At 35.0% G+C, this 25300-nt stretch carries 23 protein-coding genes and 1 pseudogene; 5 read left to right on the forward strand and 19 right to left on the reverse strand.

Annotated elements, in window-relative coordinates; all coding sequences use genetic code 11:
* The 18 genes and pseudogenes from tssI to ACTCIM_RS05405 all read right to left on the reverse strand — a co-directional run.
* Positions 1–2259, reverse strand: coding sequence for a type VI secretion system tip protein TssI/VgrG (gene tssI, locus ACTCIM_RS05320; RefSeq protein ID WP_472314295.1), 2259 nt, complete (start codon positions 2257–2259; stop codon positions 1–3).
* 21 nt (positions 2260–2280) lie between these two features.
* Positions 2281–3351: an AAA family ATPase gene (locus ACTCIM_RS05325; protein ID WP_472314298.1), complete on the reverse strand. Its 1071-nt coding sequence runs from the start codon at positions 3349–3351 to the stop codon at positions 2281–2283.
* 117 nt (positions 3352–3468) lie between these two features.
* Positions 3469–4890: an AAA family ATPase gene (locus tag ACTCIM_RS05330; RefSeq protein WP_472314301.1), complete on the reverse strand. Its 1422-nt coding sequence runs from the start codon at positions 4888–4890 to the stop codon at positions 3469–3471.
* Positions 4891–4903: 13 nt separating this feature from the next.
* Positions 4904–5902 (reverse strand): type VI secretion system baseplate subunit TssG, encoded by a 999-nt coding sequence (tssG, locus tag ACTCIM_RS05335; protein WP_472314304.1) that lies wholly within the window; start codon positions 5900–5902, stop codon positions 4904–4906.
* Positions 5866–7422, reverse strand: a complete 1557-nt coding sequence (tssF, locus tag ACTCIM_RS05340) for a type VI secretion system baseplate subunit TssF (RefSeq protein ID WP_472314386.1) — start codon at positions 7420–7422, stop codon at positions 5866–5868. Before tssF ends, tssG begins: the two co-directional genes overlap by 37 nt.
* Positions 7415–7591: a type VI secretion system baseplate subunit TssF gene (locus tag ACTCIM_RS05345; RefSeq protein ID WP_472314306.1), complete on the reverse strand. Its 177-nt coding sequence runs from the start codon at positions 7589–7591 to the stop codon at positions 7415–7417. Before ACTCIM_RS05345 ends, tssF begins: the two co-directional genes overlap by 8 nt.
* A 2-nt stretch (positions 7592–7593) precedes the next feature.
* Positions 7594–8004, reverse strand: a complete 411-nt coding sequence (tssE, locus tag ACTCIM_RS05350) for a type VI secretion system baseplate subunit TssE (RefSeq protein ID WP_464280159.1) — start codon at positions 8002–8004, stop codon at positions 7594–7596.
* A gap of 3 nt (positions 8005–8007) precedes the next feature.
* Entirely contained in the window at positions 8008–8499 is a 492-nt protein-coding gene (locus ACTCIM_RS05355) for an Hcp family type VI secretion system effector (protein ID WP_029968883.1), read from the reverse strand.
* Between the two features lie 21 nt (positions 8500–8520).
* Positions 8521–8820, reverse strand: a complete 300-nt coding sequence (locus ACTCIM_RS05360) for a hypothetical protein (RefSeq protein WP_472314387.1) — start codon at positions 8818–8820, stop codon at positions 8521–8523.
* Positions 8742–9995 (reverse strand): type VI secretion system contractile sheath large subunit, encoded by a 1254-nt coding sequence (gene tssC, locus ACTCIM_RS05365; protein WP_472314308.1) that lies wholly within the window; start codon positions 9993–9995, stop codon positions 8742–8744. Before tssC ends, ACTCIM_RS05360 begins: the two co-directional genes overlap by 79 nt.
* Positions 9996–10007: 12 nt before the next feature.
* Positions 10008–10493 carry a type VI secretion system contractile sheath small subunit gene (gene tssB, locus ACTCIM_RS05370; protein ID WP_029968885.1) on the reverse strand — a complete coding sequence of 162 codons (486 nt, stop codon included), beginning with the start codon at positions 10491–10493 and terminating at the stop codon, positions 10008–10010.
* Positions 10494–10517: 24 nt separating this feature from the next.
* Positions 10518–12071 carry a type VI secretion system protein TssA gene (gene tssA, locus ACTCIM_RS05375; RefSeq protein WP_472314311.1) on the reverse strand — a complete coding sequence of 518 codons (1554 nt, stop codon included), beginning with the start codon at positions 12069–12071 and terminating at the stop codon, positions 10518–10520.
* A 7-nt stretch (positions 12072–12078) separates the two neighbouring features.
* Complete coding sequence (locus ACTCIM_RS05380) at positions 12079–13434, reverse strand: hypothetical protein (RefSeq protein WP_472314313.1); 1356 nt, start codon at positions 13432–13434, stop codon at positions 12079–12081.
* A gap of 117 nt (positions 13435–13551) precedes the next feature.
* A complete protein-coding gene (locus tag ACTCIM_RS05385) occupies positions 13552–13890 on the reverse strand; it encodes a hypothetical protein (RefSeq protein WP_472314315.1) in 339 nt (112 codons plus the stop codon).
* Positions 13891–13927: 37 nt separating this feature from the next.
* Positions 13928–15406 carry a type VI secretion protein IcmF/TssM N-terminal domain-containing protein gene (locus ACTCIM_RS05390; protein ID WP_472314317.1) on the reverse strand — a complete coding sequence of 493 codons (1479 nt, stop codon included), beginning with the start codon at positions 15404–15406 and terminating at the stop codon, positions 13928–13930.
* Between the two features lie 161 nt (positions 15407–15567).
* Positions 15568–16224: a DotU/TssL family secretion system protein gene (locus tag ACTCIM_RS05395; protein ID WP_464280153.1), complete on the reverse strand. Its 657-nt coding sequence runs from the start codon at positions 16222–16224 to the stop codon at positions 15568–15570.
* Positions 16225–16234: 10 nt separating this feature from the next.
* Positions 16235–17599, reverse strand: coding sequence for a type VI secretion system baseplate subunit TssK (gene tssK, locus ACTCIM_RS05400; protein WP_464280152.1), 1365 nt, complete (start codon positions 17597–17599; stop codon positions 16235–16237).
* A pseudogene (locus ACTCIM_RS05405) lies at positions 17596–18078 on the reverse strand (type VI secretion lipoprotein TssJ); the annotation flags it as partial. The gene tssK and the pseudogene ACTCIM_RS05405, both read right to left, overlap by 4 nt.
* Before the next feature lie 329 nt (positions 18079–18407).
* On the opposite strand from ACTCIM_RS05405, the gene ACTCIM_RS05410 reads away from it, so the two are divergent.
* From ACTCIM_RS05410 to ACTCIM_RS05430, 5 genes are all read left to right on the forward strand, one after another.
* Complete coding sequence (locus ACTCIM_RS05410; protein ID WP_472314318.1) at positions 18408–19727, forward strand: M23 family metallopeptidase; 1320 nt, start codon at positions 18408–18410, stop codon at positions 19725–19727.
* Positions 19728–19798: 71 nt separating this feature from the next.
* Entirely contained in the window at positions 19799–21388 is a 1590-nt protein-coding gene (locus tag ACTCIM_RS05415) for a tetrathionate reductase family octaheme c-type cytochrome (protein ID WP_472314319.1), read from the forward strand.
* Positions 21389–21397: 9 nt separating this feature from the next.
* Positions 21398–22021 carry a cytochrome b/b6 domain-containing protein gene (locus tag ACTCIM_RS05420; RefSeq protein ID WP_029968651.1) on the forward strand — a complete coding sequence of 208 codons (624 nt, stop codon included), beginning with the start codon at positions 21398–21400 and terminating at the stop codon, positions 22019–22021.
* Positions 22022–22283: 262 nt separating this feature from the next.
* Complete coding sequence (locus tag ACTCIM_RS05425) at positions 22284–23411, forward strand: GGDEF domain-containing protein (protein WP_472314322.1); 1128 nt, start codon at positions 22284–22286, stop codon at positions 23409–23411.
* The gene (locus tag ACTCIM_RS05430) at positions 23377–24051 is read left to right on the forward strand and encodes a phosphoadenosine phosphosulfate reductase family protein (protein ID WP_464280147.1); all 675 of its coding nucleotides are present in this window, start codon (positions 23377–23379) and stop codon (positions 24049–24051) included. The genes ACTCIM_RS05425 and ACTCIM_RS05430 overlap by 35 nt, the downstream gene beginning before the upstream one ends.
* Here ACTCIM_RS05430 and ACTCIM_RS05435 read toward each other — a convergent pair.
* On the reverse strand, positions 24048–25253 hold the full coding sequence (locus tag ACTCIM_RS05435) for an aminopeptidase (protein ID WP_472314324.1): 1206 nt from the start codon (positions 25251–25253) through the stop codon (positions 24048–24050). The two genes, ACTCIM_RS05430 and ACTCIM_RS05435, sit on opposite strands and share 4 nt — an antisense overlap.
* Between the last annotated feature and the right edge of the window lie 47 nt (positions 25254–25300).

Here is a 25300-nt window from a genome sequence, read left to right on the forward strand (position 1 = left end):
TTATATCATCAAAGTCACATTTGCTAAGTTGGCTACTGTGTTGTTAATGGCTAAAGTTTCTTCTCTTAAATTTATTACGCTGCTTACAATTTGATTTTGTACATCTCTAATTTCATTTACATTATCTTCAATTTTTGTAGCCATTGATGTAAGATTTACTTGTTGACCACTTAATGTTTTAATATCTCCCTGTAATTCAGAAACTTCCATGGTTAAAGTTAGGTTCTCTTGTTCGAGCTTTGTAACTTGACTGCGCAATGTTGTAAGTTCTTCTTGTAAATCTAAGACCAAATTTGCAAGCATATTTAACTCTTCTGTCATAGTGTTTTTTATTTCTGCTGCTTCTGTTTCTTCTGAAACCACTTTTAAGTTAGTTCCAAGTAAGTAATCTGACGCTTTAGAAATAAGACTATAAGCAGGTATTAAGGCAGTCTTCCATGATTTATAAGTGTCGTGTCCTCCTATATGAGTAGTTGAAGATGTTCCTATTGCTGCCAGCGTATGTACTCCTCCTACCAATTTGTTTTCCATTCCAATAATAGTATCTGACTTTCTTCCAAAAATATATTCGGAAACATTGCCCCCAATTATTTCATTCTTAACTCCAGCTTTTATTTCAAAGGGCCCTACAGTGTACACCTTTAAACCATCATCAGATTCTTCTGAGGATTTTTTTGGTTTGCCATTTTTATGTTGATGTACTTCCTCTTCATCTTTTTTTGCACCCAGGCGGATGAAAGTATTTTGAGTAGGAGTGTGTAAAATAATGTTTTGTTTTCCAGCCTTGTCTTCAATATGAATCTTATTCCCTCCAGCAGTAGTAATTTTACTCATGGTCTGATCGGTATTTACCACTTGAGAAGGAGTATCTGGATTTGGTACTGCTGCTGCGATTACTGGGCGATCAGGATTGCCTTCAACAAAAGTAATCAAAACTTCTGTTCCCTTATGTAAAGGAAAATGCATTCCATGATTAGAACCAGCATAAGGCGTAGCCATTCTTATCCAGGTAGATGCTTTGCCATCTTTTTTGCCTGATAAATCAAAGGGAAGAATTACTTTATATCTGCCATGATCATCTAGTTCAGCGTATTCTCCTGTACCTTCTGCATCTATCTTCGCATTTATGGTTCCCACTATTTTAGGGGCAGGCGTTTTTTTCTCAGCTCTAAACTGGATATCAGCAGGAATTGCCTTGAAATTATTTTGGTAAAAAACTTTTTTTTCCTGAGTAGAGAGAGTAGAGGAAAGGCCACTAATAAGATAACCTCCCTGGGCTCCTTCATGGTTAATCTCTACTGTTAGGTATTGTTGATTAAAATCTTCTCGGTAATGGTTGTCTAGAGTAAAAAGATAGCCTGGGGCTAAGTAAGGAATTGTGCTATTGCCGATAAACTCTTTTTTAGTGCAGCGAATTTGTTCAGCCCTTATTTTGGCCAGTCTATTTCCTTCTTCTGGAGTTAAAAAGTTCTCACCATAATAGTATACTTCTCCTATCCCTTCTTTATCTACCAGGGCACTGCCAGATATTTCTAGGGATGGTTTCATATAGTTGTAATCTTTTAACAAAATTCTTTGAGGAATATTATTGTATTTACAGATTAAACTTTGAATAATTTCGTTTCTTTTTTCATGATCTAAACCTGAGGGAGGAGAATAGTAAAAAGTGCTACCATTAGGATGAGCAGTGTGAGAAATTTTAGTATCTGTAAATATAATTTTTTCTACATCTCCACTTTGATCAAAGTAATAGTATATTCCTTCTCTTTCTAACCATCTATTTAAAAAGTTAAAATGAGTTTCATTATATTGGCATATAAATTCATATTCTGGATATTTCTTTTGTAATTTTAATTCATAATCATTTCTAAATAAACCTGCATCTTTTAAGGTTGACTCTATAAGTTGAATTGGAGTTTTATTGAGAAATATCTGGTTGTGATAAGTAAGAGTTAAATACCAAAGTTTTGGAACTAAAGTAGCCTTATAAAAGGTATACTTGTCAACTTGGTGTAGCTGTTCAAAAGAAGATATAACTCCATTAAAATTTACCTTAGAGCCATCTTCTCTGATAATGCTGAACCTGGCTCTATTTTTTATGATATCTTCATGCTTAATATTTTCATTTTCAGAAACTAGATGGATTTCAAATTGATAGAGTAGGGATAGACCTTCTTTTCCCCAAAAGGAGATTACATAAAATGTATCTTCATCTACTGCCTTAGAAGTAAATTTAAATTTTTCTTTTTTAAAGAACATACGAAAATACCTCCATTAAATTTAGCTGAAGTTTAAAAGGAATTCTCCTTTTTCATCTGTTTCTAAGGCTACCTTAGAGGGCATTTTGCCTGCACTTAAATGAGAAAGGATTTCTTGAGATAATTTGGGCAGAATATTCATATTTAAAATAAATTCTATATTTCTTGCCCCGGTTTCTACTTCTGTGCATCTATCTGTAATTTTTTCAACAACTTTAGGTGAATAACTAAAGTTTATTTTATTATTTTCCTTTAAGTTATTTGCTAATTTGTTTAGTTTTAGTTCTACGATTAGTTTAAGAGCTTCTTTCTTTAGACTATAGTAAGGCACAAGATTCATTCTAGCTAGTAATGCTGGTTTGAAATGTTTGGATAGGATTGGTCTTATAGCAGTACTAATGGTTTCCAGAGGTGGATATTCTTCTCCTTCTAAAGTCATTTCCTGAATAATATCTGAAGCTAAATTACTGGTTAGAAAAATTATAGTATTTTTAAAGCTTATTTCTTTACCTTCTCCATCTGTTAATACTCCTTTATCAAATACCTGATAAAAAAGATTTAAAACATCTGGATGAGCCTTTTCCACTTCATCCAGGAGGACTACGCTATAAGGCTTTTGTCTTACTGCTTCAGTCAACATGCCTCCTTCCCCATAACCTACATAACCTGGAGGGGAGCCAATAAGTCTACTCACGGTATGGCTTTCCTGGAATTCACTCATATTAACGGTAACTACTTGTTTGCGACTGCCAAAAAGTATCTCTGCCAGGCAAAGTCCAGTTTCAGTCTTGCCAACCCCACTTGGTCCTACCAAGAGGAATACTCCAATGGGACTATCCTGCTTGCCAATGCCAGCTTTTCCAGCCTTAATTACTTTGCCAATGACTTCTAAGGCTTGATCTTGACCTTTTATTTGTTCTTTTAATTTTTCTTCCAGACTGAGTAAAAGTTTGGCCTCGTCTTGGAGCATTTTGCCTAAAGGAATACCTGTCCAATCTGAAACCACTTGAGCTACAACGTCAGGATTTACTTCTATTTGTAAAAAGGATTTTTTGGCTTGTATTTTTTTTAGGTCTTGATGGATTTTATCCATTTCTTTTTTGAGTTTGTCTTTGTCTTCTCCTGTGCTTTGAGATATTTTTTCTCTTAAATTTAGAAGTTTATCTACACATTCTTTTTCTTTTTTCCATTTAGATGTTAAGTCTTTAATCTATTTTTCTATTGTTTTTATTTTGTTTTTTAAATTTTTATAATGTATTTTGTCTATAGTAATGTTGTTTTGTGCATCTCTGTCTAAAGCTTCTATTTCTCTTTCTATGGCTTGTTTTTGTCTTTCTTTATCTTCTATTTCTGCTGGCTTAGAGGTAAGGTTTATTCTTACCCTTGCACAGCTTGTGTCTAACAAGTCTATGGCTTTATCTGGGAGAAATCTGCCAGTGATATATTTATGAGCTAAATTAGCAGAGGCTTCAATGGCATCATCTCTAACAACTACTTTATGGGACTTTTCATAATTCTTTTTTATTCCTCTTAAAATTAACTTGGTAGTTGAAACATCTGGTTCATCAAGTTTTACCAGTTGAAACCTTCGAGCAAGGGCAGGATCTTTTTCAAAATACTTTTTATATTCACTCCAGGTGGTAGCTGCTATAGTTCTTAATTCTCCTCTGGCTAAGGCTGGTTTTAAGAGGTTGGCTGCGTCACTTCCGCCTGCAGAGCCTCCTGCCCCTACTAGAGTGTGGGCTTCATCTATGAAGAGGATAATGGGCTTTTCCGAGGCCTTTACTTCGTCAATTACTCCCTTTAATCTGTTTTCAAATTCACCCTTCATGCCTGCGCCAGCTTCTAATAACCCCAAATCTAATCCTAGTAAGGAGACGTCTGTTAAAAAATCAGGGACATCCTGTTGGGCAATGCGTAAGGCCAGGCCTTCTACCACTGCTGTTTTACCCACTCCAGGTTCACCTACACAGATGGGATTGTTTTTTCTTCTTCTGCCCAGGATATCTATAATTTGTCTTATTTCCTTGTCTCTTCCAAACACAGGGTCTATTTTTCCTTCCTTTGCTCTTTGGGTAAAATCAATGCAAAAGCGGTCTAAAAAACTTCCCTTTTGGGCAGAAGGAGTTTTTCCTTTTTCTGTTTTACTAACTGGATTTTCTTTAGAATTTTCCAGGATACTCCAGAAGTTTTCTTCTAGATTTTGGAGGTTTATTTTTTTTAATAACTCTCCATATTTTTCTAATAGGTAAAAGTTAGGTCTTTTAAGTAGAGCCATAAGCAAACTAGCAGATCTAATCTGGTCATCTTTAAGATCTATGGAAGATATAAGCCAGCTATCTGAAAAAAGTTCTATAAGTATAGGAGAAAAAACAGGTTTCCCTGTATTGCCGACTTTTAGATTTTCTAAAGATTGCTCCACAAGCCTTCTAAGCCTTTCTATATCAACAGAAAAATGTTTTAAGATCAAAAACCAATCAGCTTCTAATTCTTCTAAAATTTTTAGAATAAAGTGTTCTAAACTTATTTCATAGTGGGTTCTGGATACACATAGTCCTGCAGCTCCATGCAAGGTGGAAGTGCATACTTCATTTAAGTTTTCTATTAAGCCTTTTAAATCAACACTTACCATCTGATTTTCTCCTTTAATGTTGCGCAAGACATATTTTCTGTCTTTGGTTGGTTTTAGTTTTACCCAACCAGGTATTCCATCCTAGATAGCCTGTTTCTTGTTGTCCAAGTTTAATGGGATTTATTATAGTGGAATCCAACTTCACTATTAAATCCCATTTCAAAGGCTGATCTAGATAAAAATCTATAATTTGTATTAGTTGTTTATATTTTTCAGTAAAGGGAAGTAGGTGTAAGAGCTCTTTTAATTCTTTTATCTCAATTATTATTGCAAATTTTCCCATTCTATCTTGTATCTTTTCCCCTAGATAAGTGCTTTCTCCCAGGCTATGATTAAATTGGCCCAAGTGTAGCCATTGTTCTTGAGGAATACTTGCCCATCTAAAAACACACTGGACAATTTCCAGGTCTTGGAGGTTTAAGATTTTTTTTAAAAGAATTTCTAAGGAAGTAGCAGATCTGGGGAATTGGGAAATAAGCCCAATGTAGCTTAAAAATATTGTATGATTTTCTACTTTTTCTCTAAATTCTTCTATTTTTAAACCAATTAAAGCGTATAATCTATCTATAGTTGCGGTATCTTGTTCTTCAATTATCTTATATCCTAACTCATACTTAGACCATCTCTGAAATAAAAGATGGTAAAGAGGGTTGTTTAAGATATCAATAAAATCTCTGGTAATACTCCTATCTTCTTCTTTTTCTTCCAAAAGCATTTCTGTATAATAAGTAGGAAGAGGAGAAGAGGCTCCATAAAGTCCAAGAAAGGTAGTTGTGATATCAAATTGATAGGAATGGTTGGTTTCCCTTTTTTCTATTTTTACTATATCTGTACCTGGAAAATCTAAAGAAAGTTTTGGCCTTATTCTAATGATTTCTTCTACTTCAGAAACACCTTTTTCCTTTAAAATCAGGCAAAGTAGTCTATAAGCCTGGATAAAAGAAAATTGACTGCTCTTCTCAATTAGGTGCTCTATTAAATCAGAGTTCTGCGTCCTATGGTTGTTGGCCATGTAAAGTTTATTCCTCCAGATAAATCTGTTACTTTTAGTTTTATAAAAGAATTTAAGTGCGTATATTGACTAAAAAGTTCCTTTAGAACAGAGCAAAAGAGATACATATCTCCTGTAGAGGCAAATTCTTCTTGATTAAGAGTTAGTAAAACCTCTCTTCCCCTGAGTATTATTCCTTTTACTATTTTATCTACAGCTTTTACCTGTATATCTTTAATGGAGTCTATTCTTTTGTCATTTGCCAAAACTTTTGCTTTATCTGTTCTTTCTTGAAAATTGTAAAATTTTAATATTTTCTTCAAACCCTGGGTGTTAGCTAGAGACAGTAAATTTAAGGAGATATGAGAAATGAAATCCCAAAGTTTTTCCTTACTGAGAAGAGGCATGACACTGGAAGTTACTGGGATTATATTTTTAAACTCAACAGTTTCTGGAGAATTACTGGTAGGCTCAGATATATCTCCTAAATGTATTTTTTCGGTTAAACTTCCATTGGTACAGAGTAGTTTGCAGGTTATGGTTTGCTTTTTTATTTCTTTTAACTTTTCTGGATAAAATATTTTTAAAAAGGTTTCTGGTTTGTTGCTAACAGGAGAAAGAGAGTGTCTAACCTGGTAATAAATTTGATTTTCTTTGGTAGGGGTAAATATGCTAAAGGGAAGGTAATCAATTTTTTCCACACTTCCTTCTACATATCCAGATACCTCCTGTATGTCATATATTATGGGATCTAACTCTTCCTGTCTTTCTGGAAGCACTCTTATCTTTTCTTTTGTATGTTCTAATATAATTGGTTCAGACTCACTTTCAAAAATATTGATAACTGGAGTTGCATATAAAACAAAGTTATCTAATCCTACCTGTTTTAAATTCCTATTTCTATTTTTAAATATAAAAGATAGCTTAACTTCCTCTGTAGATTTTAATCTATTATTTAAATTTGTTAAGCGTAAAAAGAGAAATTTTTGAGGTAAAAGAAAATATTCTTGAATTAAGGTAAATCCTGGGAAAATATTTTCTGACAGAGGTAAAATAGAGTTATGAGGATCAAACCCCAGAGGATAAAGGCTTTTATTTCCTAAATATTCCTTTGTATTATCTTGAGGATAGGTAAGTACAATATCTTCTAAGTTAGTGGTAAGAGCTAAGAAAATTTCAGTTGCGGTGATAAAATCTCCGTGTAAGAAAAAATCCAGATAATCTATGGAGAGGCTCTTTAGGTCCATTTTGCTTTTGAGGGTAATAGTGATTTTTTCTTTGTTGCCAGGTATATCTTCTTTTTCTACCTGTACAATTTCTAAGGGGTAAACTTTAGTCTCAAAGCAGGTTTGAAAAATACACCTTCCTTTTTCTTCAATAGGAGGAGTGCTTAAAGAAATTCCTTTAGGTATGGTTAAAGGACTACTCAGACTGGTTTTGGGAAAAAATTTGACAATGGAAGTAGCAGGTACAGATTTCAAGAATTGAGGGAAGATTATGGCTGCCAGATTGTGAATGATTTCTGGAAAATCGTCATCTATTTTTTTTTCTAATAAGAGCTGTTAAAAAGGCCACTCCTTCCAGAAGTCTTTCCACATCTGGGTCTGCAGATTCACCACTTAGCATGGGCGCTGCTGTGGGATGTTTTTGGGCAAATTCTTTAGCTAGTACTCTTAAATTATAGAGTTGTCGTTGATAATATTCTTGCATACCTACTCACTTATTTTTACTTGTCCGTTGGGGTCTATCCAGGTTTCAAAGGTAATGGGGATATTTCCTTTTTCTTTTAAAAAACCTTCCAGGCGAAAATGTAGAGATAATTCTTGCCTGGGATTGGGTTCATAAATGATTTTTACTCTGGTTAGTCTGGGCTCATATTTGCTTATAAAGTGTTGAATTTCTGTAGCCATTTTTTGCCCCATGGTTTCCATGCTTTCTGAGGGAAAATTGGTTAAGTCAGGTATCCCAAATTCAAGGTCTAAAAGTACACTTCCTTTACGGGTGTTGAGGAGGAGGTTTAAGTGATTGAGGACTGAAGAGATTGCCCGAGAGATACCTGTCCCCACTTGGGATTCTGGGTTTTCCAGATTATAGATTCTCTCCAGCAATCTCTCTTCAGCCATAGTTTAACCTTCTTTAGGAGCTCTCCAATCATCCTCTGCTTCTTTATTGGCAGTTTTGTGGGACCAAGTAATTTTGCTGTAAGTAAAGGCTACGTCTTCTAAATCTGGAAGGGCCTTTTGGGTAGCGTCTAAGGTATTGGGCTTATAATGCTCAATTGCCACTACAATAGCATTTTCCAGCTTTACTTGAAAATAGAGTTCTTCCTGGCCTTTGTCATTGATGCGATAATAGTCCAACTGCCAGGTCTTCATTTGCTCTCCAGAGGTACAGGCCTGATAAAGGAGAGGAGAACTGGGATCTACATGCTTGGTGATGATAAAGGGTTTGTGCACTCTCTGTCCTGTAGGAAGTCCACTTAAACTATCTCTGGGGATTTCCACTCCGTGTTTTATGGCATAGACTAAGAGAGTCTTTTCTCTACCCTTTTGAGTGCAATCACCTTCAATTTTACCCTGGTTTTTACCTTCTAAGGTCAAATAACCTGTCATAGCCATGATTTAATGCCTCCTTTTAGTTTATTCTTTATCCAATTTACCTACTAGGGATAGAGTAAAAGATGCTCCCATGTACTTAAAGTGAGGTTGCACCATCATACTTACTCTATACCAGCCAGGTTCTCCCTCTACATCTGATACCTGGATATGGGCCTTGCGCAGGGGCCTTCTGCTTCTAACGCCTGGAGATGGATTGTCCTGGTCAGATACGTATTGACTAATCCACTTGTTTAACTCTGTTTCTAACTCACCTCTATTTTTCCAGGAGCCAATATTTTCTCTTTGAATAACCTTGAGATAATGGGCCAGCCTGCTGACAATAAAGGAAGTTGCGTGCCCAGCTTGTAATTTAGTTCTGCCTGCTTGCCCTCGGTTGTATTGGCAAACTTTTTGGGTTTCTGGACAGAATTGGCTGAGAAAAAGGCTGCATTGTCGCTACCTTTGCGCATAGTAAGAGCTATAAAGCCTAATTCAGCCAGTTCAAACTCCCTTCTTTCAGAGATGAGTACTTCTGTGGGAATTTTGGTTTGTAACTCTCCCATGGCTTCATATTGATAAAGAGGTAGGTCTTCTACAGTTCCACCTCCCTGAGGGCCAATGATATTGGCACACCAGCGATATTTGGCAAAACTATCTGCAACTCTGGAAGCAAAGGCAAAAGCAGTATTGCCCCAGAGAAAATTAGAGTCTCCAGCAGACACGTCTTCGTGGTAATTAAAGTTTTTAGTAGGATTAGATTCAGGGTTATAAGGAGGTCTAAGCAAAAACCTAGGAAGGGTCAGACCTATATTTCTGGCATCTTCACTTTCTCTAAAGGCATTCCACTTAGTGTACTGAGGCATTTCAAAGATGGACTTTAAATCTTTGAGATTAGGAAGCTCTGCAAAACTTTTGATGCCAAAAAATTCAGGACTAGCTGCGGCGATAAAGGGAGCATGAGACATGGTTGCTACGCTGGCAATGTTTTGGAGTAGTTTTATATCCCTGGGATTATGACTAAATTCAAAATTACCTACCAACAGGCCATAGGGTTGACCCCCAAATTGGCCGTATTCTTTAGTGTATACTTTTTGATACAGGCCAGACTTAACTACCTCTGGTGAGTCTTCAAAATCTTCTAAAAGCTCTTCTTTGGTCACATTTAAGATTTCCACTTTTATGTTTTCTCTAAAATCTATCCTATCTACTAGAAACTTTAAAGAGCGCCAGGCAGATTCTAGCTTTTGAAAGTCTTTATTGTGCAAAATAGCATCCATTTGCTTACTTATTTTTTGGTCTATTTGAGCTATCATTTCATCTATCATAGGAGCAGAGATGCGTAAGTCTTCTTTTTGGGAGGTTAAAAGTTCATCCAGAAAAGCGCTTATACCTTTTTTGGTGACTTCATATCCTTCATCTTCTGGCTTTAATTTAGTGGCTTGGACAATTTCATCTAGAAGAGAGCTTTCTTGTTCAGTTGTTTGTTTTTTTTCTTCTTTTTGTTGTTGAGTAGACATATTTTATCCCCCTTATTCTTCTATACCTAATTCTTTAAATAGCCTGTCTCTTTTATCTTTATCCTTTACTAATTCAGTTATTTTTTTCCTGAATTCTGGAATATTACCCAGTGGTCCCTTTACTGCCTTTAGAGCATCTCTAAGCTCTTTTAGCTTCTTTAGTTCTGGTACCTTTTCTACAATAGCATCTGGTTCAAAATCCTTAATACTTTTGAATTCTAAACTTAAGCTCATTTCTGCATCTGGATCGTCACTTAATTCATTCTTAACCACTGTATCTAGTTTTACTTTCATTCCTGCCAATACTTCATCGAAATTGTCTTTATCTACATTGATTGCCTTTCTATTTTCCAAAGGTTCTTCACTTTCTTGTCCAGTAAAGTCTCCCATAACCATCATTTTTAAAGGAAGCTCCACTTCTTCTTTGGCGTCTCCTGTAGCTGGCTTATAAACTATGTTTACCCTTTCTTTAGGTGCAACAGATGCTTCTTTAGACATGTTAATCCCTTCTTGGTTTTTTATTTATAAAAAATTTAAAACTATTGCTGGGTTAAGTAAGGATAATTTATCGTAAATACTTTCTAGCATATCTTGATGGTTATCTTTACCGGTTTGTAATACTTTAAGGCAAGCAACCAGACCTTGTACAGCTAATTCAGGTTCCCATTCGTCTAATTTATACTTTGCTATAAAATTTAGTATCTTGTAAACATATGGAAAATATAGTTTATTTTGGTTTTGTTCCAAGAATAAATTTACAAGTTTTATATACCAGAATATCTTTTCCCTTTTACTTTGGGTTAAAGATATTTCCTTTTGTAATTTTAATAAAGTTTCTTGCAGTCCTTTGGATTTAATGTTTTCTTTTATTGAGGTAAAAATTGTGTCTATTTTTTTAAAAAGTTCATCGTGATTGGTAATATCAGATAAGGGGAGTGAACTAGAGACAGGTTTATTTAAAGTTTTTAACCATTTTTGGGTATTGGTATCAGCAAAGGGAGTATTATCTGAAAAACAAAGCTGCTCTATCCCTGGTAGTTTGTTTAGAAACCACTTTACTTCTTGTTCTATGGCTTTGGCAGCTAAGTTTTGTCCGAGATTCTCTAGGGCTTCTTTAGAATAACGACTCAGATCCAGCCAGAATAAGAATTGAGGCACATAAGCTTCAGCAGTTTCTAGGAGTGCTGGCCAGTCTTGATTTTGATAGAGATTTTTCAGGGCGTTTATAATAGTTAGATCTGGAGGTGGTAATAAGGTTTTTCCCTGTTCAGCCATGGGTTTATCTTCTATATTTAGCCAGCTTACAATTCTGTTTAATCTAAATAACTCTGGCCAGTAGGGTTTTTCTTTAGCTATAATAAGGCTGGCTTTATTTAAGAGAGAAAATCCTTGTTCCATTAAGGCCTGGGAGTTTTCTTCACTTGCGGCTGGTTCTGGAGCAGAGGCAGGTTCTGGTGAGGGCTTTTGAGAAAAATCAGGTGGTGGAGAAGAGGGAGGTGGATTTGAAGGTGGAGAAGGCGGGGGAATAGAACTCTCTGAAGGGGCAGTAATTATTTCTTCCAGGTTTTCTTTTAAGTTGAGAAAAGAAGGACCATCTGGCAACTTATCTGCAATAAATTTATCTATATCCTCAAGGTCTTTTAACAAGGCTTTCTTTTCATTTTGTTCAACTTTATATTCTTGCTCTCCTTTTAAGTGTTTTTCTATTTCTTCTTTCCACCAGTTTAAAGCATTTTTTCTTCCTTTCATTCTTTTTTTAGGAGGATAGAGCTCATCCCAAAAGTTATAAAGTATATCGCGTAAAATCTTTGTGCCAATAAATAGACCTTGTATTCCTTGTAGATGAAAAAGAGCAATTCCCAGGTAGGTAGTAATAATTAAATCCTTGGATTTTTCTTTCAGGATTAACTCGCTTAATTTGGCGACTTTTTCCCAATCTGGAGGTGTAGTAGCTGTAGGGGAAGAAAGTTTGTCTATTTCTTGCTGGACTGCTTCGTATTCAGGTTCATAGCGAACATCTTCTCCAGCTCTTTTATCTTCACTTATGGGAAGTTGGCCTAAATTTTCCAAATCCATATTTAAGTTACTCCTCAAAGGGACACTCAATAATTGTTTGAGGTATGGTTTTTGGGGTAGAATTAAGTAAGTTTAAGATATCTTCTTGATTTTTTAATTTATAACCTATTTTTATCCATTTTATATTAGCTTTTTTTAAGTATTCTTGATTAGAAGGAAAATCTTGAGGATAAAAAGTTTTACTCCCATTTTTAAAATCCTGTAAGAACCTGGCAAAACCTAAAGAACCAGGATAGTTTTTGTGTAAACTTAAATCAGAAAAAATTATACTTAAGGTGGTATCACCGCATTTTTGGGGAGACCAGTTAAACTTTAAGGTTTGAGGATAGTTATAATTGTTGAGAGTAAAATTGGTGTCAGAGCAGTTAACTTTTAAACTTACATAATAAGGAACTACATTGGCTTTGGTATTAACCTCTATGGGTATAGTAGTTAATTCTATAGAATAATTGTCTTTTTGATTTAGACTTAGTCTGTTACTTTTTTGAAGAAGGGATAAAATTTCCTTATTAAAAGGAAGATACATCTTTCTAAAATTTGGCTTTAATTTATAACCATTTTCTCCACCAATGATAAAAGGAGTGAGGTAAGTATTGTAAAATTTCCAAAGAGCTCCTTCATCCTTTTTAAATAGATTTTGAGTAAGGCTATCTTCATCGCTTGCCTTAACAACACTTAATACATCCTGCTCCCATTTGTTTTCCAAGTAACAACTAGCCTTTCTTGAACTAAAGTCTAACAGAAAGTCTAGAGGGCCAAAGACTAAGTCATAGACATAGCTTGTATCAGGGTAAGGATTCATAGAAAGCTTGAAACGATAATATTTTTTATAGGCAGTAACTAACTCGCTCTTATCCAGAGCGTCTGCCAGAAAGGTCTTTTTATATTCTTCAAAGGCTTCTTGCTCTGTAGCTACACTAATACTTATGTTCAGGGATTGAAGGTAATCTAAAAAGGCTTTTGCTCTTTCAATTAATTGTAACTCTTCTTGAGCAAGTTTTTCATCTACTTCTTGAGTAACATCTTTTGTTAGATTTTGTGCTTTAGACTTTAAGGAAGCCAGGATAGAACCCTGTTTTTTTTGGGTTAATTCTGTAGATTTTTCTTTTACTTTATATATTTTCTTTAACTCTTTTACCCAGTAGGGAGCTTTTTGGTTTCCAATATCCTTTTCCAGAGCATTAATTTCCTCAATAACTTTATCCAAAAGCAGAAAGTAAGGATTATAATTTTTAGTCATTGTCTCTGCCAGTTCTTTCCAGCTTTCTTCAGAGTTGATTCTAGATAGAGCAATATTAAAATTTTGAATAAAATTGTACCATTTTTGATAAAATTGATTTTTATACCATTTCCAGAATTGCACTTCCTTTAATTCTATATCTGTTTTTAGGTCAGTATATTGAGTGTCATTTTTTATTAACTGAATAAATTTTTTTATATTTTCTCTTCCTTGTTTAGTATAAGCAGAAGATACATATATTTAATTTTGATAAGAACCTATGTATTCTACTTGCCAGAAGTCGTTTAAATGAACTCTGGGAGAGTTAGCTATATTTTTATCTATAAGCCAAAGTAAATCTTTACCTTTTTTACTCAGGAGTTTTCTTAATAAGTTTTTATATATTGATAATTTTTCTTTAAAATAAGTTTTATCTTTATTCCAATTAAGATATGTATAATAGTTATCTATAAAAGTATAACTCAAACTGCTTATATTCTTATCATTCTTGTTTTGTTGAAACAAATCATTAGTAATATAGATAAATTCTTTAGTTAAGTAGTTATCTTTATTTTGTAAGTTGTCATTTATTATGGACATGCGTAGAGCTACGAAAGCTAAGTAATCTACAAAAATTTCAGGGGGGGGTATTTTCATCTATTTGGGATATTTTTAAATCTAGATAGCGGTCAAAGTTTTCTAAAAAGCCTTCTTTGAATAGAGAACTGTAGTGCTCTTTTAATTTTTGTTCTACAATCAGGCTTTGAGTTAGTCCAAATCTGGGGATAAGCCAGTTTTGGTTTTGTTGATCCATATCCAATATTTTTAAGCGCATTTTGTCTAAGAGGAGAAGGTTGTCTATTATTTGAGAAGTAAGGTTGGGAAGCTGGGGAAATTCTTCCTTAAAAGAAGATATGCTTTTTACATTTAGGTAAAAAGCTAAAGAGAGTAAGCTTCCTAGAGAAAGCATCAACAAAAGATAGGTAACAGTCCCTAAGTTGTTGACCAATTTTTTCCAACTTAGAAAAGAAGGTAAAGGGAAAATGAGATTCCTGTCCTGGGGTAAGATGGTTTGAAAAAAATCTTTTAGGAATATTCCCTTATTTGAAGGTAGATTGCCTGGGGTATTTTCTGGATTTAACTTGGTGGTAGTTAAAAAATCAGAGTTGGGTAGACCTTCTCTTAAGGCACTGGAAAAATAGATGCCTCTAAAAAGAGCATTTTCCTGATAGGTATTTTCCTCAAAGACACCATTCAGGAAAAAGGAAAGCTTGTTTAAAAGCTTTTCCATTTCTAAAGTAAAAGTAAAAGCGCCAGGCTTTAGAGGAGAAGTTTTATGGGCCAGGATGAGAAGTAGTTCATTTAACTTGTTTTCAATATCCTCTTTAGCCAGATCCAGTACTTCTTTAGAGGTGGCATGGAGGTTGGAATTGGTATATCCCATGGCCTGTTCAAGGGCCTTTTCAGGTAACATGCTGGTGAAGTCCGTAAAACCATACACCAGGTCCATTTTGGTAATAAGCACATAAACAGGAAACTTGGCGCCCATGGTTTGCATCATATGGTCAATTCTTTGTCTTAAACTCTGTCCTATCTCCTTTAATTCTTCAGGAGAGTTTTGAAGGAGTTTATCCGCTGCAATAACTACAATGACGCCATTTAAGGGTTCTTTTTTGCGATATTTACTTAAAAGCAGGAGAAATTCTTTCCATTCTTCTAAATCAGGACCTTCTTCAATGGGCACAGCGTATCTACCAGCAGTATCTAAAATAATAGCTTCTTTGAAAAACCACCAATCGCAGTTTCGAGTACCATAAATACCACTAGCTTTGCTTACCTCTGTTAGGGCAGAACTAAGCCTGGCATTTTTTATGGCAGAGGTCTTACCATTTCTAGACTCACCTAAAACCAAAAACCAGGGCAGCACATATAGGGGATTGCCATATTTCCTTAGATGAGAGTTTTGTAGCTTTTCTATAGATTCTTTCCAGTGGGCTTGAAGCTCTTCTAGTTTTAAGCGCTGAGGATGAGGTGAATCTTGAATAGCTGTAGTATCGTGTTCAATAATGTGTTTAATGAATTTTTTTTCTCTTTTTCGAAGAAAAAGTTTTTTCAAAAAGAAAATACCAAAAAGCAAAGCTAAGCCAAAAGTGAAAAGTATCAGACTAGACCATTGGGGCCAGGACATTTTTTGGGTGATAAAGTAAGATAGGTAGCCGATTGATATTATGAAAACAAGAATAAGAAGTATTTTTAAGGTTTTAAGTAATAGTTTTATCATATGCCCTTAAAATAATTATCTATTAAGAGATTTAATTCATAAGAATAAAATAAATACAGGCCTATTAAGATTATAAGAGGAAGAATAATTATTATCCAGGTCTTCCAGGAGTTTCCTTTCCAGGGAGTAAAGTTTCTTTTTTGCCTGGCAGTGTTTTTTTCGTAAGAAGAAGTAAAAAGAGACTGGGGTAAAGATAAATTGGGGTTAGAAGTTAGTTTTTTTAAATTGGAATATTTTATGTCCTCTAACTTTCCTTCTGTTATAGAATCATAATATTTACCTTTAAAACCCAAAGCCAGGCATAATTCGTACAATATTCTTAAATCCTTTTGTTCGTCAGGGATATTTTCTAACTTTTGAAAAAACTCTTCACCCGCTTGATCAGTGTTAAAAAATGTTTTTTGTAACTTATTTTTTACCCATTTAGACTTATCTTTAAGGTTAGAGCAAAGTATTTGTTCATCAATAAAAGCAGCTATTGGAAAAAAATACTCTTTCCAATCTGTAAAATTGTTTTTTTCAGCCAATTCTTGAGAGCGAGAAATAAGCTTTTTATAGTTTTCACTTATTTCATCAAAGGAGAACTCTTCTTCTCTTGAAGTCAAGTATAGGGTATAACTTAGAAGTTCTGCATAATAATTAAAATTTTTCATAAAAAATTCTCTATAGCTTAGAAATTACTAGATCTACAGAAGCATCTTCTGGTGCATTCTCCCAATATAAGGCTAAGTCTCCACTTTCTTTAATCCTGGGCCAGATTTTGGAGTCCTTTTCTAAAACAAAAAAGTAGGTGTGTTCTTTTTTGGGTAATCCTGGTGGAGGAGAAGTGCGCTGAAAGAAGGGAAGGCCAGGTAAGGCCCGGGCAATTAAGGTTTCTAGATGGGAACTGGTAGATATCTTGGCTAAGGACTCCAAGCTGGGGATAGAGCTCTCTTCTTGGGTGGTAATTACTAAACAATAATTAAACTTATCTTGCAATAGATTAAGAGGAAGACTTACCTCAAAAAAGTCTTCTTTTCTAGTCAACCTTAAGATGTTTTCTGCACCAATGACAATAGCATCTAACAGTTCCTCCAGGAGTAAGATTAATTCTGAAAAGCTTTGGTAGAGATTGTTATGTTGATAACCAGTCAAGAGTTTTTTATTTTCAGAAGTAATACCTAAGGCATTTATTCTATCTGTAAAGGTACTTAGCTCACCTACTAATTGGCTTAAGTAAGAATATAATTTAAAGGGATGCAAGCTATTACTTTGAATAAATTGCTCCAGCAAAGGAATATTTCTATTTAGCACTAAAAGGTCCAGAAGATATCTTAAATATCCTATTTCAAAATTATTGCGTTGAGAGTCTTTGTTTAATTTATAACCCTCCAAGGTTTGTAGTTTAGAAAGGATGTGTTCTTTTAGCTGTAGTAAAAAATTAGAAAAATAAGAGAAGTTTTTTACATTAAGTAAGGGTGGAAGAAAATCAGAAGTAATAGTCCATCCCTTTTCTTCTTTTTTGACTTTAGCCAGGGGAAGGAGGTAATAGTCATTTAAAGACTCTAATTCCTCTTCAAAAAAAATATTTAGCACATATTGCAAAAACCTAACCTTGGCTACAGGAGAGTCTGCTAAATAAATGTCTTTTACGTCTCTGGGATCTGGAGAGGAAACAAATCTAGTACCTATGACCCCTTCTTCTATATCTTCAGTTACATTTGAACTATCTGGCATTAATTTTTTTAAGCCAAGATAGACCAAAGTTTCTTTTGTGCCATCCAATTTTTTGAGACTGCGAGGTCTAAGAATGGCATTTTGGGGATAATCTACATAAGTTTTATCTGGAAAAAGAGCTTTTACCTTTTCTATTTCTAAAAGATTTTCTACCAGGGAAGATTTTCTAAACTTTAGTTCACTTATTCCCCAATAGTAGTTGAAGTTTTCTAGCTGGTAAGCATTTATCTTTTGGATGTATATTTCTTGCTGTTGAAAGTGTTGAGGCTGTAAAAAAAGACCCTGGAACCAAAATACTGGAGAAAAATTCATTGAGTAGTCTCCTTTAACTCTTGCAGGCTATTTTCAGTAAAAATTAATTTTAAGTTGAGGTCTGGTATGATTGCTATTTTTTCTCTAGAAAAAAATCCTTTTTTCTTTAGTTTGTAAGGTATTTGAATAAACAAAGTGGTTTTGGTTGGTTCTAAATTGTAGTAAGCAGCAACTATGGCCAACCATTGCGCGTCTTTTACTCTATCTAAGACTATTTTATCCTTACTTCCTGGCTCAATAAATATCCTCTTATAAGTAAGGACATTGTTATCTTGTAAATTCTGATTTAAAATTTTTAGCAGGCCTTCTTTGTAAGAAGATAGTTTTTTGAAATTGTTGGGATCATCTAGCTGGCAGATTACTACTAGTAAAGAATGGGGGAAATTGTCATAATAGTTTAGATTGGGATTAGCTTGATATTCAATAGTTATTGCTTTTTCTTTGAAATTCCAGTTAGGAATAGGTGTAGGTGGTTTTGAACAAGCACTAAAAAAAAGCTAAAAATAAAGAAGAAATAGATACTCTTTTTTATCACCGCTTATCACCACTTCTTTACTTTTGAAGTAAACAAAAGATGCTAAAAAGTCAATTGGTTTTTAAAAACAAGCTAAAAGTTTTTAAGTGTAAACTTAAACTTAAGATATTTAAACTTTTTTGTCATAATTATTAAAAAATAAAATTTATTAGGCTAGCTGGTTGATATTGTTGCAGAAAAATATCAAGGTAAAAATAACTATTTTTGATTCTTGACTTTTTTTAAAAAAATAACTTAACTTCTGGATTTAGAAGGATTTTTAAAAAGGAGTTAATGATTTTGATTGGATATAATAAGCCAAGGGTGAGGTTAAAAAGGCTTAAACTCAGGCGCAAGGCTCCTGCCAAGAAGCTCTGGTGGCTAATGGCAGGCATTTGTGGGATTGCTGTTTTTTATTTTTATTTTTTCTTTCCTGTTAGCTCCAATATTGAAGCCAGCCTTCCTCCCAGGCCAGATTTAGAGAAAGCACATACCCTAGCTTTAAAAGAAGATACTGCTTTTAAGCCCTTGCAGGAAGTTGTAGTAAAAGAAGCAAGTATAGTTGCAGGAGATAATTTGATCTCTCTTCTGGGAGAGTATCTTGGAGTAGAAGAGATTTATGCTCTGGTAAACAGGGCCAGGCCTTATTATTCCCTGGAAGATTTAAGGGTAGGGCATAAGTATAGGTTGCTTTTTAGAGATAACACTTTGGTAGGCTTTGATTATGAAATTGATGAGAATAATGTTTTAAGTGTACTTATTTCCAGAGGAAATTTTGAGATTAGCTTAAAGAAAATTCACTATGAAGTAAAAGAAGTTTTAGTTCAGGGCACAATAGAAGATAGTTTGTTTTTGGCTGTGAAAAAGGCAGGAGAAGAGCCTGCCCTGGCCATTAATCTGGCTAATATTTTTGGCTGGGATATAGATTTTATTCGAGATATCTGGCCTGGAGATAGTTTTGTGGTTTTGGTGGAGAAAAGATACAGGCAAAACCAGTTTGCTGGTTATGGTAAAATTCTGGCAGCCAAATTTATTAATCAGGGCAAGCCTTTTTATGCTTTTTATTATAGGACAGGAAATAGAGAAGATTATTTTGACTTACAGGGTCGTTCTTTGAGAAAGGCCTTTTTAAAAGCTCCCCTTGCCTTTAGCAGGATATCTTCAGGGTATTCCTTACATAGAAAACATCCCATCTTAAAGGTGGTTAGGCCCCATCAGGGAGTGGATTATGCAGCTCCCTTAGGTACACCCATAAAAAGTGTGGGAGATGGGGTGATAGTGCAGATAGGTTGGGATAAAGCTGCTGGTAAGTTTATTAAAATCAGGCATAAAAATGGTTATGAGACCATTTATAACCATATGAGTAGATTTGCCAGGGCCATGAAAACAGGTAAAAAAGTAAAACAGGGGCAAGTTATTGGTTATGTGGGTAAGACAGGCTATGCTACAGGGCCGCATTTGGATTTTAGAGTGAAAAAAAATGGTCTGTATATAAACCCCTTGACATTAAAGTCCACTCCTACCACTCCTATTTCTAAAAAGGAAATGGATTCTTATTTAAAACATATTGCTTCTTTGCAACCCCGCCTGGATTCCTTACTTACGCAGAAGTAAAAAAAAGTTGACTTTGATTACTTATTTGTGTTTATCCTTATCTCCAAAAGGAAGTTGTAGGAGGTAGGGATATGGGCAAAAAGTTTACCTTTTTGATTGTATTTTGGCTGGGTCTATTTAGCGGGCTTGCTTTAAGTGCTGAGGAAAAGAAGGTGCAGGCAGGTCCCAAAGAACCTGTACACTGGATTACCGCAGATCACAGCAAGCACAAAATTTTAAACCAAGATTTTAAAACCCCGGAAGAGGTTATTGCTGCCTGTCTTTCCTGTCATAATGAAGCGGCCAAACAGATGCAAAAGACTATCCACTGGACCTGGCTTTGTCCTTATGACCCGGAGAAAAAAATGGGTAAGGGGGGGCTGACTTTTAACAATTACTGCATTTCCATTTGGAGTAATGAGCCCAGATGCACTTCCTGTCATGCTGGTTTTGGCTGGAAAGATAGGCATTTTGATTTTTCCAGGCAGGATAAAGTGGATTGCCTGGTCTGCCATGACCAGACTGGCACCTATAAAAAGTTCCCTACCTTAGCTGGTTATCCTGTATCTGAACCCAAAAAATTTGGTCAAAAGACCTTTTATCCACCTGATTATAAAACCATTGCCCAGAGTGTGGGCAGGCCTACGCGTTATAATTGTGGTACCTGTCACTTTTTTGGAGGTGGAGGTGATGGCGTAAAGCACGGAGACCTGGATTCTTCCATGTTTAACCCTTCCAGGGACCTGGATGTCCACATGAGTCCCAAGGGTGCTAACTTTACCTGTGTACGCTGCCATAGCACAGAGGCCCATAAAATTGCAGGCAGGTGTTATAAACAACCTGCTTTTAGAGAGAGAAAAAGCTTGCTGGAAGACGACCAGATTAAGCGAATTGCCTGTGAATCCTGCCATTCAGCCACTCCTCACAAAAACATGGCCAAACTAAACGATCACACGGATAAAGTTGCCTGTCAGAGTTGTCATATTCCCACTTTTGCCAGAAAATTGCCCACAAAGATGTATTGGGATTGGTCCAAGGCTGGACAACTCAAAGATAACAAACCTTACACAGTAAAAGATGAATTTGGAAAAGATAAGTATAATTCTCTAAAAGGAGAATTTGTCTGGAAGAAAAATGTGGTGCCTGAATACCTGTGGTTTAATGGCTCCATGGATTATATCTTGCTTACAGATAAGGTAGATCCTCAAAAACAACCTATTAAGATTAACCGGGTTATAGGCAGTAAGGATGATCCCAAGTCCAGAATTTATCCCTTTAAAGTTCATAGAGGAAAGCAGCCCTTTGATCCTATAAACAATACCTTTGTTGTACCTCATCTTTTTGGCTCCAAAGAATCCAAGGCCTATTGGAAAAATTTTGACTGGGGTGCAGCCATTGAAGCTGGAATGAAGTACGCTGAACTTCCCTATAGTGGAAAATACTCTTTTGTGGAGACAGAGTATTACTTTCCTACTACTCACATGGTTGCTCCTAAGGAAAAGGCTTTAAATTGTAATGAATGTCACTCCAAGAATGGCAGATTAAAGAAACTGACTGGTTTTTACATGCCAGGAAGGGATTCTCTACAGGTTTTAGATGTACTTGGTTGGAGTGGAGTGGTAGCTGCTTTGTTGGGAGTGTTGATTCATGGCTTACTTAGAATTTTTTATAAAAAGGACTAGGAGGAAGAGATGAAAATATATCTCTATACCCGTTTTGAACGTTTTTGGCACTGGGTTCAGGCCCTTTTGATTATAATTTTATTAATGACAGGCCTGGAAATACATGGAAGTTATGTCTGGCTTGGGTTTAAAAAGGCTTTTCAGGTACATAACTTTTGTGCCTGGTCTTTGTTAATCTTATATGCTTTTATTGTTTTCTGGCTTATTACCACAGGAGAGTGGAAGCAATATCTGCCCACTTACAGAAAACTTTTGGAAGTTGTACGCTATTATCTTTTTGATATTTTTAGGGGCAAGCCTCATCCTGTACCCAAAACAGAAAGTAAACACAATCCCTTGCAAAGGATTACCTATTTAATGATAGTCTCTTTTCTGGTTCCTTTTCAAATTATTACTGGATTTTTGTATTATTATTACAACAAATGGACTGAATGGAATATAAAGTTGTCTTTGGATAGTATTGCTTATCTGCATACAGCAGGGGCTTTTGCCTTTTTCATTTTTTTGATTGTACACATTTACATGACCACAACTGGAGAGACTATTTTCACCCACATTAAGGCCATGTTTACAGGGTATGAAGAGGTGGAAAAAGAAGAAGAAGTTGCCACCTGGGAAGTTAGGACAAAATAATAAAACCCTTTCAGTAAATTGTGAAAAGGAAGGTCTTTTGACCTTCCTTTTTTTATAGGTTTTGTTTCAGATAGTTTGTCTTTTTTCAAAAAATAGCACAACATCTATAAATAAACCCTATACATAGTTTAAAAATCAGGTTATATATTAACAATAAGTAGTGGGTGGTATCTTTTTTTCTTTTGATAACAGATGTTTATGTAAAATATTTATGCAGAAACTTAAGTTTCCTTCTTTTTACTTAAGATTTAAGGATTCTAAATTGGAGGAAGAGTTCCGCCAATATTATAATATAAAATATATTCGCCTGTCCCTCTTGTTGGGTGCTCTGATTTATTCTTTCTTTTTCTTGATTGATCCCATCTTAACTCCAGATATTTATCCCCTGGCCTGGTTAATCAAGGGAGTGCTTTTACTTTTTCTTTTTTTTCCAATTTTTATTTTAAGTTTTTCTGATTATTTTAAAAACTGGCTTCCTTATCTAGTTTCTTTTATTGTATTTGTGGTAGGATTTAGCATTATTTATATAACAAATATGTCTATAGACCATAAAGCCCATTTACATTTTATTGGACTTATTTTGGTCTTTATTTACTCCTATACTTTTTCTCGGATTTTGGTTGATTATGTAAACATATCTGTTTTAGCTATTTGGGGAGTTTATTTAGCTGGTTTATTTTATAATCCTCATCTTGATATTGAATATATCATTATAGATGTTTCTTTTTTGATATTTTCCCTTATTTGCTCTGTATATGCTGGATTTTTAATAGAAAAGTTAGATAGAAACAATTTTTTGTTATTGAGAGATCTTGATAAACAAAAAAAAGAATTAGAGTTAGCTAATAAGAAATTAGAAAAGTCTTCCTTTGTTGACTACTTAACAGGTCTTTATAATAGAAGGTATATGGAGATGAGGTTTCGAGAAGCTATAGCTACTTATAAAAGGCATAAAATTTCCACATCTATAATGTTTTTTGACCTTGATGATTTTAAAAAAATCAATGATGAATATGGACATGATTTTGGAGATTTGGTTTTAAAAGAAATAGGTAAAGTTATGCGTTCTTACCTGAGAGATAATGATGTTATTTTCCGTTATGGAGGAGATGAATTTTGCGTTTTGCTTTTAAATTCAGATTTATTTAAAAGTCTGGAAGTCGGTAAGAGAATGCTTAGGGGGTTGAAGGAGTTGACCAATATTGCAGGCAAAGAAGTAAAACTTAGCTTTAGCGGAGGATGTATAAGTTTGTTCCCTGATATTGACAGTGTGAGTGAAATCATTAAAAGAGCAGACAATTTGCTTTACAAAGCCAAAATGGAAGGGAAAGGCAGGATATTGGGAGATTTTAGTGGTGTTGAGTCTGGAAGACAAGATAGCCAAAAGTAATGAGTTGCTAGAAAATATATTGCGTTCTTATCCTGAGGATAAAATTTTTGTTTCCTGGACAGGAGGCAAGGATTCAACCACAGTATTATATCTATGGAAGAATCTTTTAGAAAAGAAAAATATAAATAAAGTAAAGGCTCTTAGCATAGATACAGGTCTTAAATTCCCGGAGATAGTTGCTTTTAGAGAAGAGATAAGTCTTCTTTGGAATATAGAATTACATATTGCCAAGCCAGACGTGAACTTATTGCACTATGAGATAGCTAAAGATAAGGTGAAGTGTTGTTATGACTTAAAGATTGTACCCTTAAAGCAAAGCATTAAGACTTTAGGTATAGAGGTCTTACTTACAGGTCTTAGAAGAGACGAACATAGATTTAGAAAACAGAGAGACTATAAAGAACAAAGAGAAAATCCTGATTATTTACAGGTAAATCCCATTTTAGATTGGACAGAGCTGGATATCTGGACCTTTTTGTATAAAGAAAATGTCCCTTTTTGTTCCTTATATGAGAAAGGATATCGTTCTTTAGGCTGTATTCCCTGTACCAAGATGGTGACAGGTGGAGAGGAAAGGGCTGGTAGAGATAGGGAAAAGGAAGAAAAGCTAGCCTATCTCACCAGCCTGGGTTATTTTTAAAGTTTTACCTGAAATTCCCCTTCCTTGTAAATGGTTATTTTTTCTCCATTTTTTAAGTGAGCAATTACTTCTTTATCCTCTGTATTTACCAGGTCCCAGTGCAAGGCTGATTCATTAAAACCCAGTTCTTTCTTTTTTTCAGGCGTTAGTTCCTGGGGATTGCCAGCATAGGTATCTGCATAGGAAGCTCCTACTGCTATATGACAGTTGCCAAACTTTCCTCCAAAATTTTCGTCAAAAAGGGTATTGGCCATAAACTTGCCTATTGGTGAAAATCTTCTATCAGTTAGAGAAAACTCTCCCAAATAACTAGCTCCTGCATCCATTTCTAGTTGTTTGCGAACAAATTCTTCTCCCTTTTTCGCTTTTACTTCTACTACCTTTCCCTGTTTAAAAGTAAGCTTTACACCTTCTACTAAATTGCCACTTCTATAAGAAGGTTGGTCTGCAAAGTAAGTGCCTTCAGTAAAGCGAAAATCAGGAGAAAGAAAAATTTCAAAACTGGGGATGTTGTGGCCGGAGACCCCAATCCAGCGTCTGTTTTCACCTATAAACACTTTGAGTTGCGTATGTTTTGAGCGTACTTCCACATATTCTATGGCCAGAGAATTTAGCCAGCTTTTAATTGTTTCACTTTGTCTAAAAATGGTTTCCCATTTTTGACTGGGATTTTCTGTCTCCAGAAATACTGCTTTTTTAATCTCTTGAGTATACTCAGCAAGGGATAGGCCAGCCTTATTAGCCAGTTCATCTGTAGGATAAAGGCATAAGGTCCAACCAAATAACCCTTGATTTTCTCTCTTTTCCAAAATGTCTCTTAAGTATTTTTTGGCCAGAGCAAATTTGCCAATGGACTCTGGGTTTACACTTTGTAGGTGAGTGAGGGATTCGGGTGCCAAAAGGGAAATCAGACCATTTAAGTTGGAATAGAGCTCTTCTTCTCCTGGCACTTTAAAGGTAAGCTGAAAGTCCCGGGCCTGACCAAAAAAGGTCTTTTCCAGTTCTGGTGGATAGTTTATGCGAACTAGGGGATTTAAATCCTTTTGCAAAAGCTCCTGCAAAAGGATATTGGCTAAAGGTAAAGCAGCTTTATCGGTTCTTATCAAGACTATATCTTGGGGGGAAAACTTAGTGCTTCTAGCCTTTTCCATTCCCCAGATAAGAACCTGAGCGTATTTTTGTAGTTCCTCTTGGGTAAACATATGAATTTTCTCCTTTGAAAAAGTAGGGTTTAATCTTATAGTTATCC

This window comes from Desulfonauticus sp. (genome assembly GCF_055126295.1).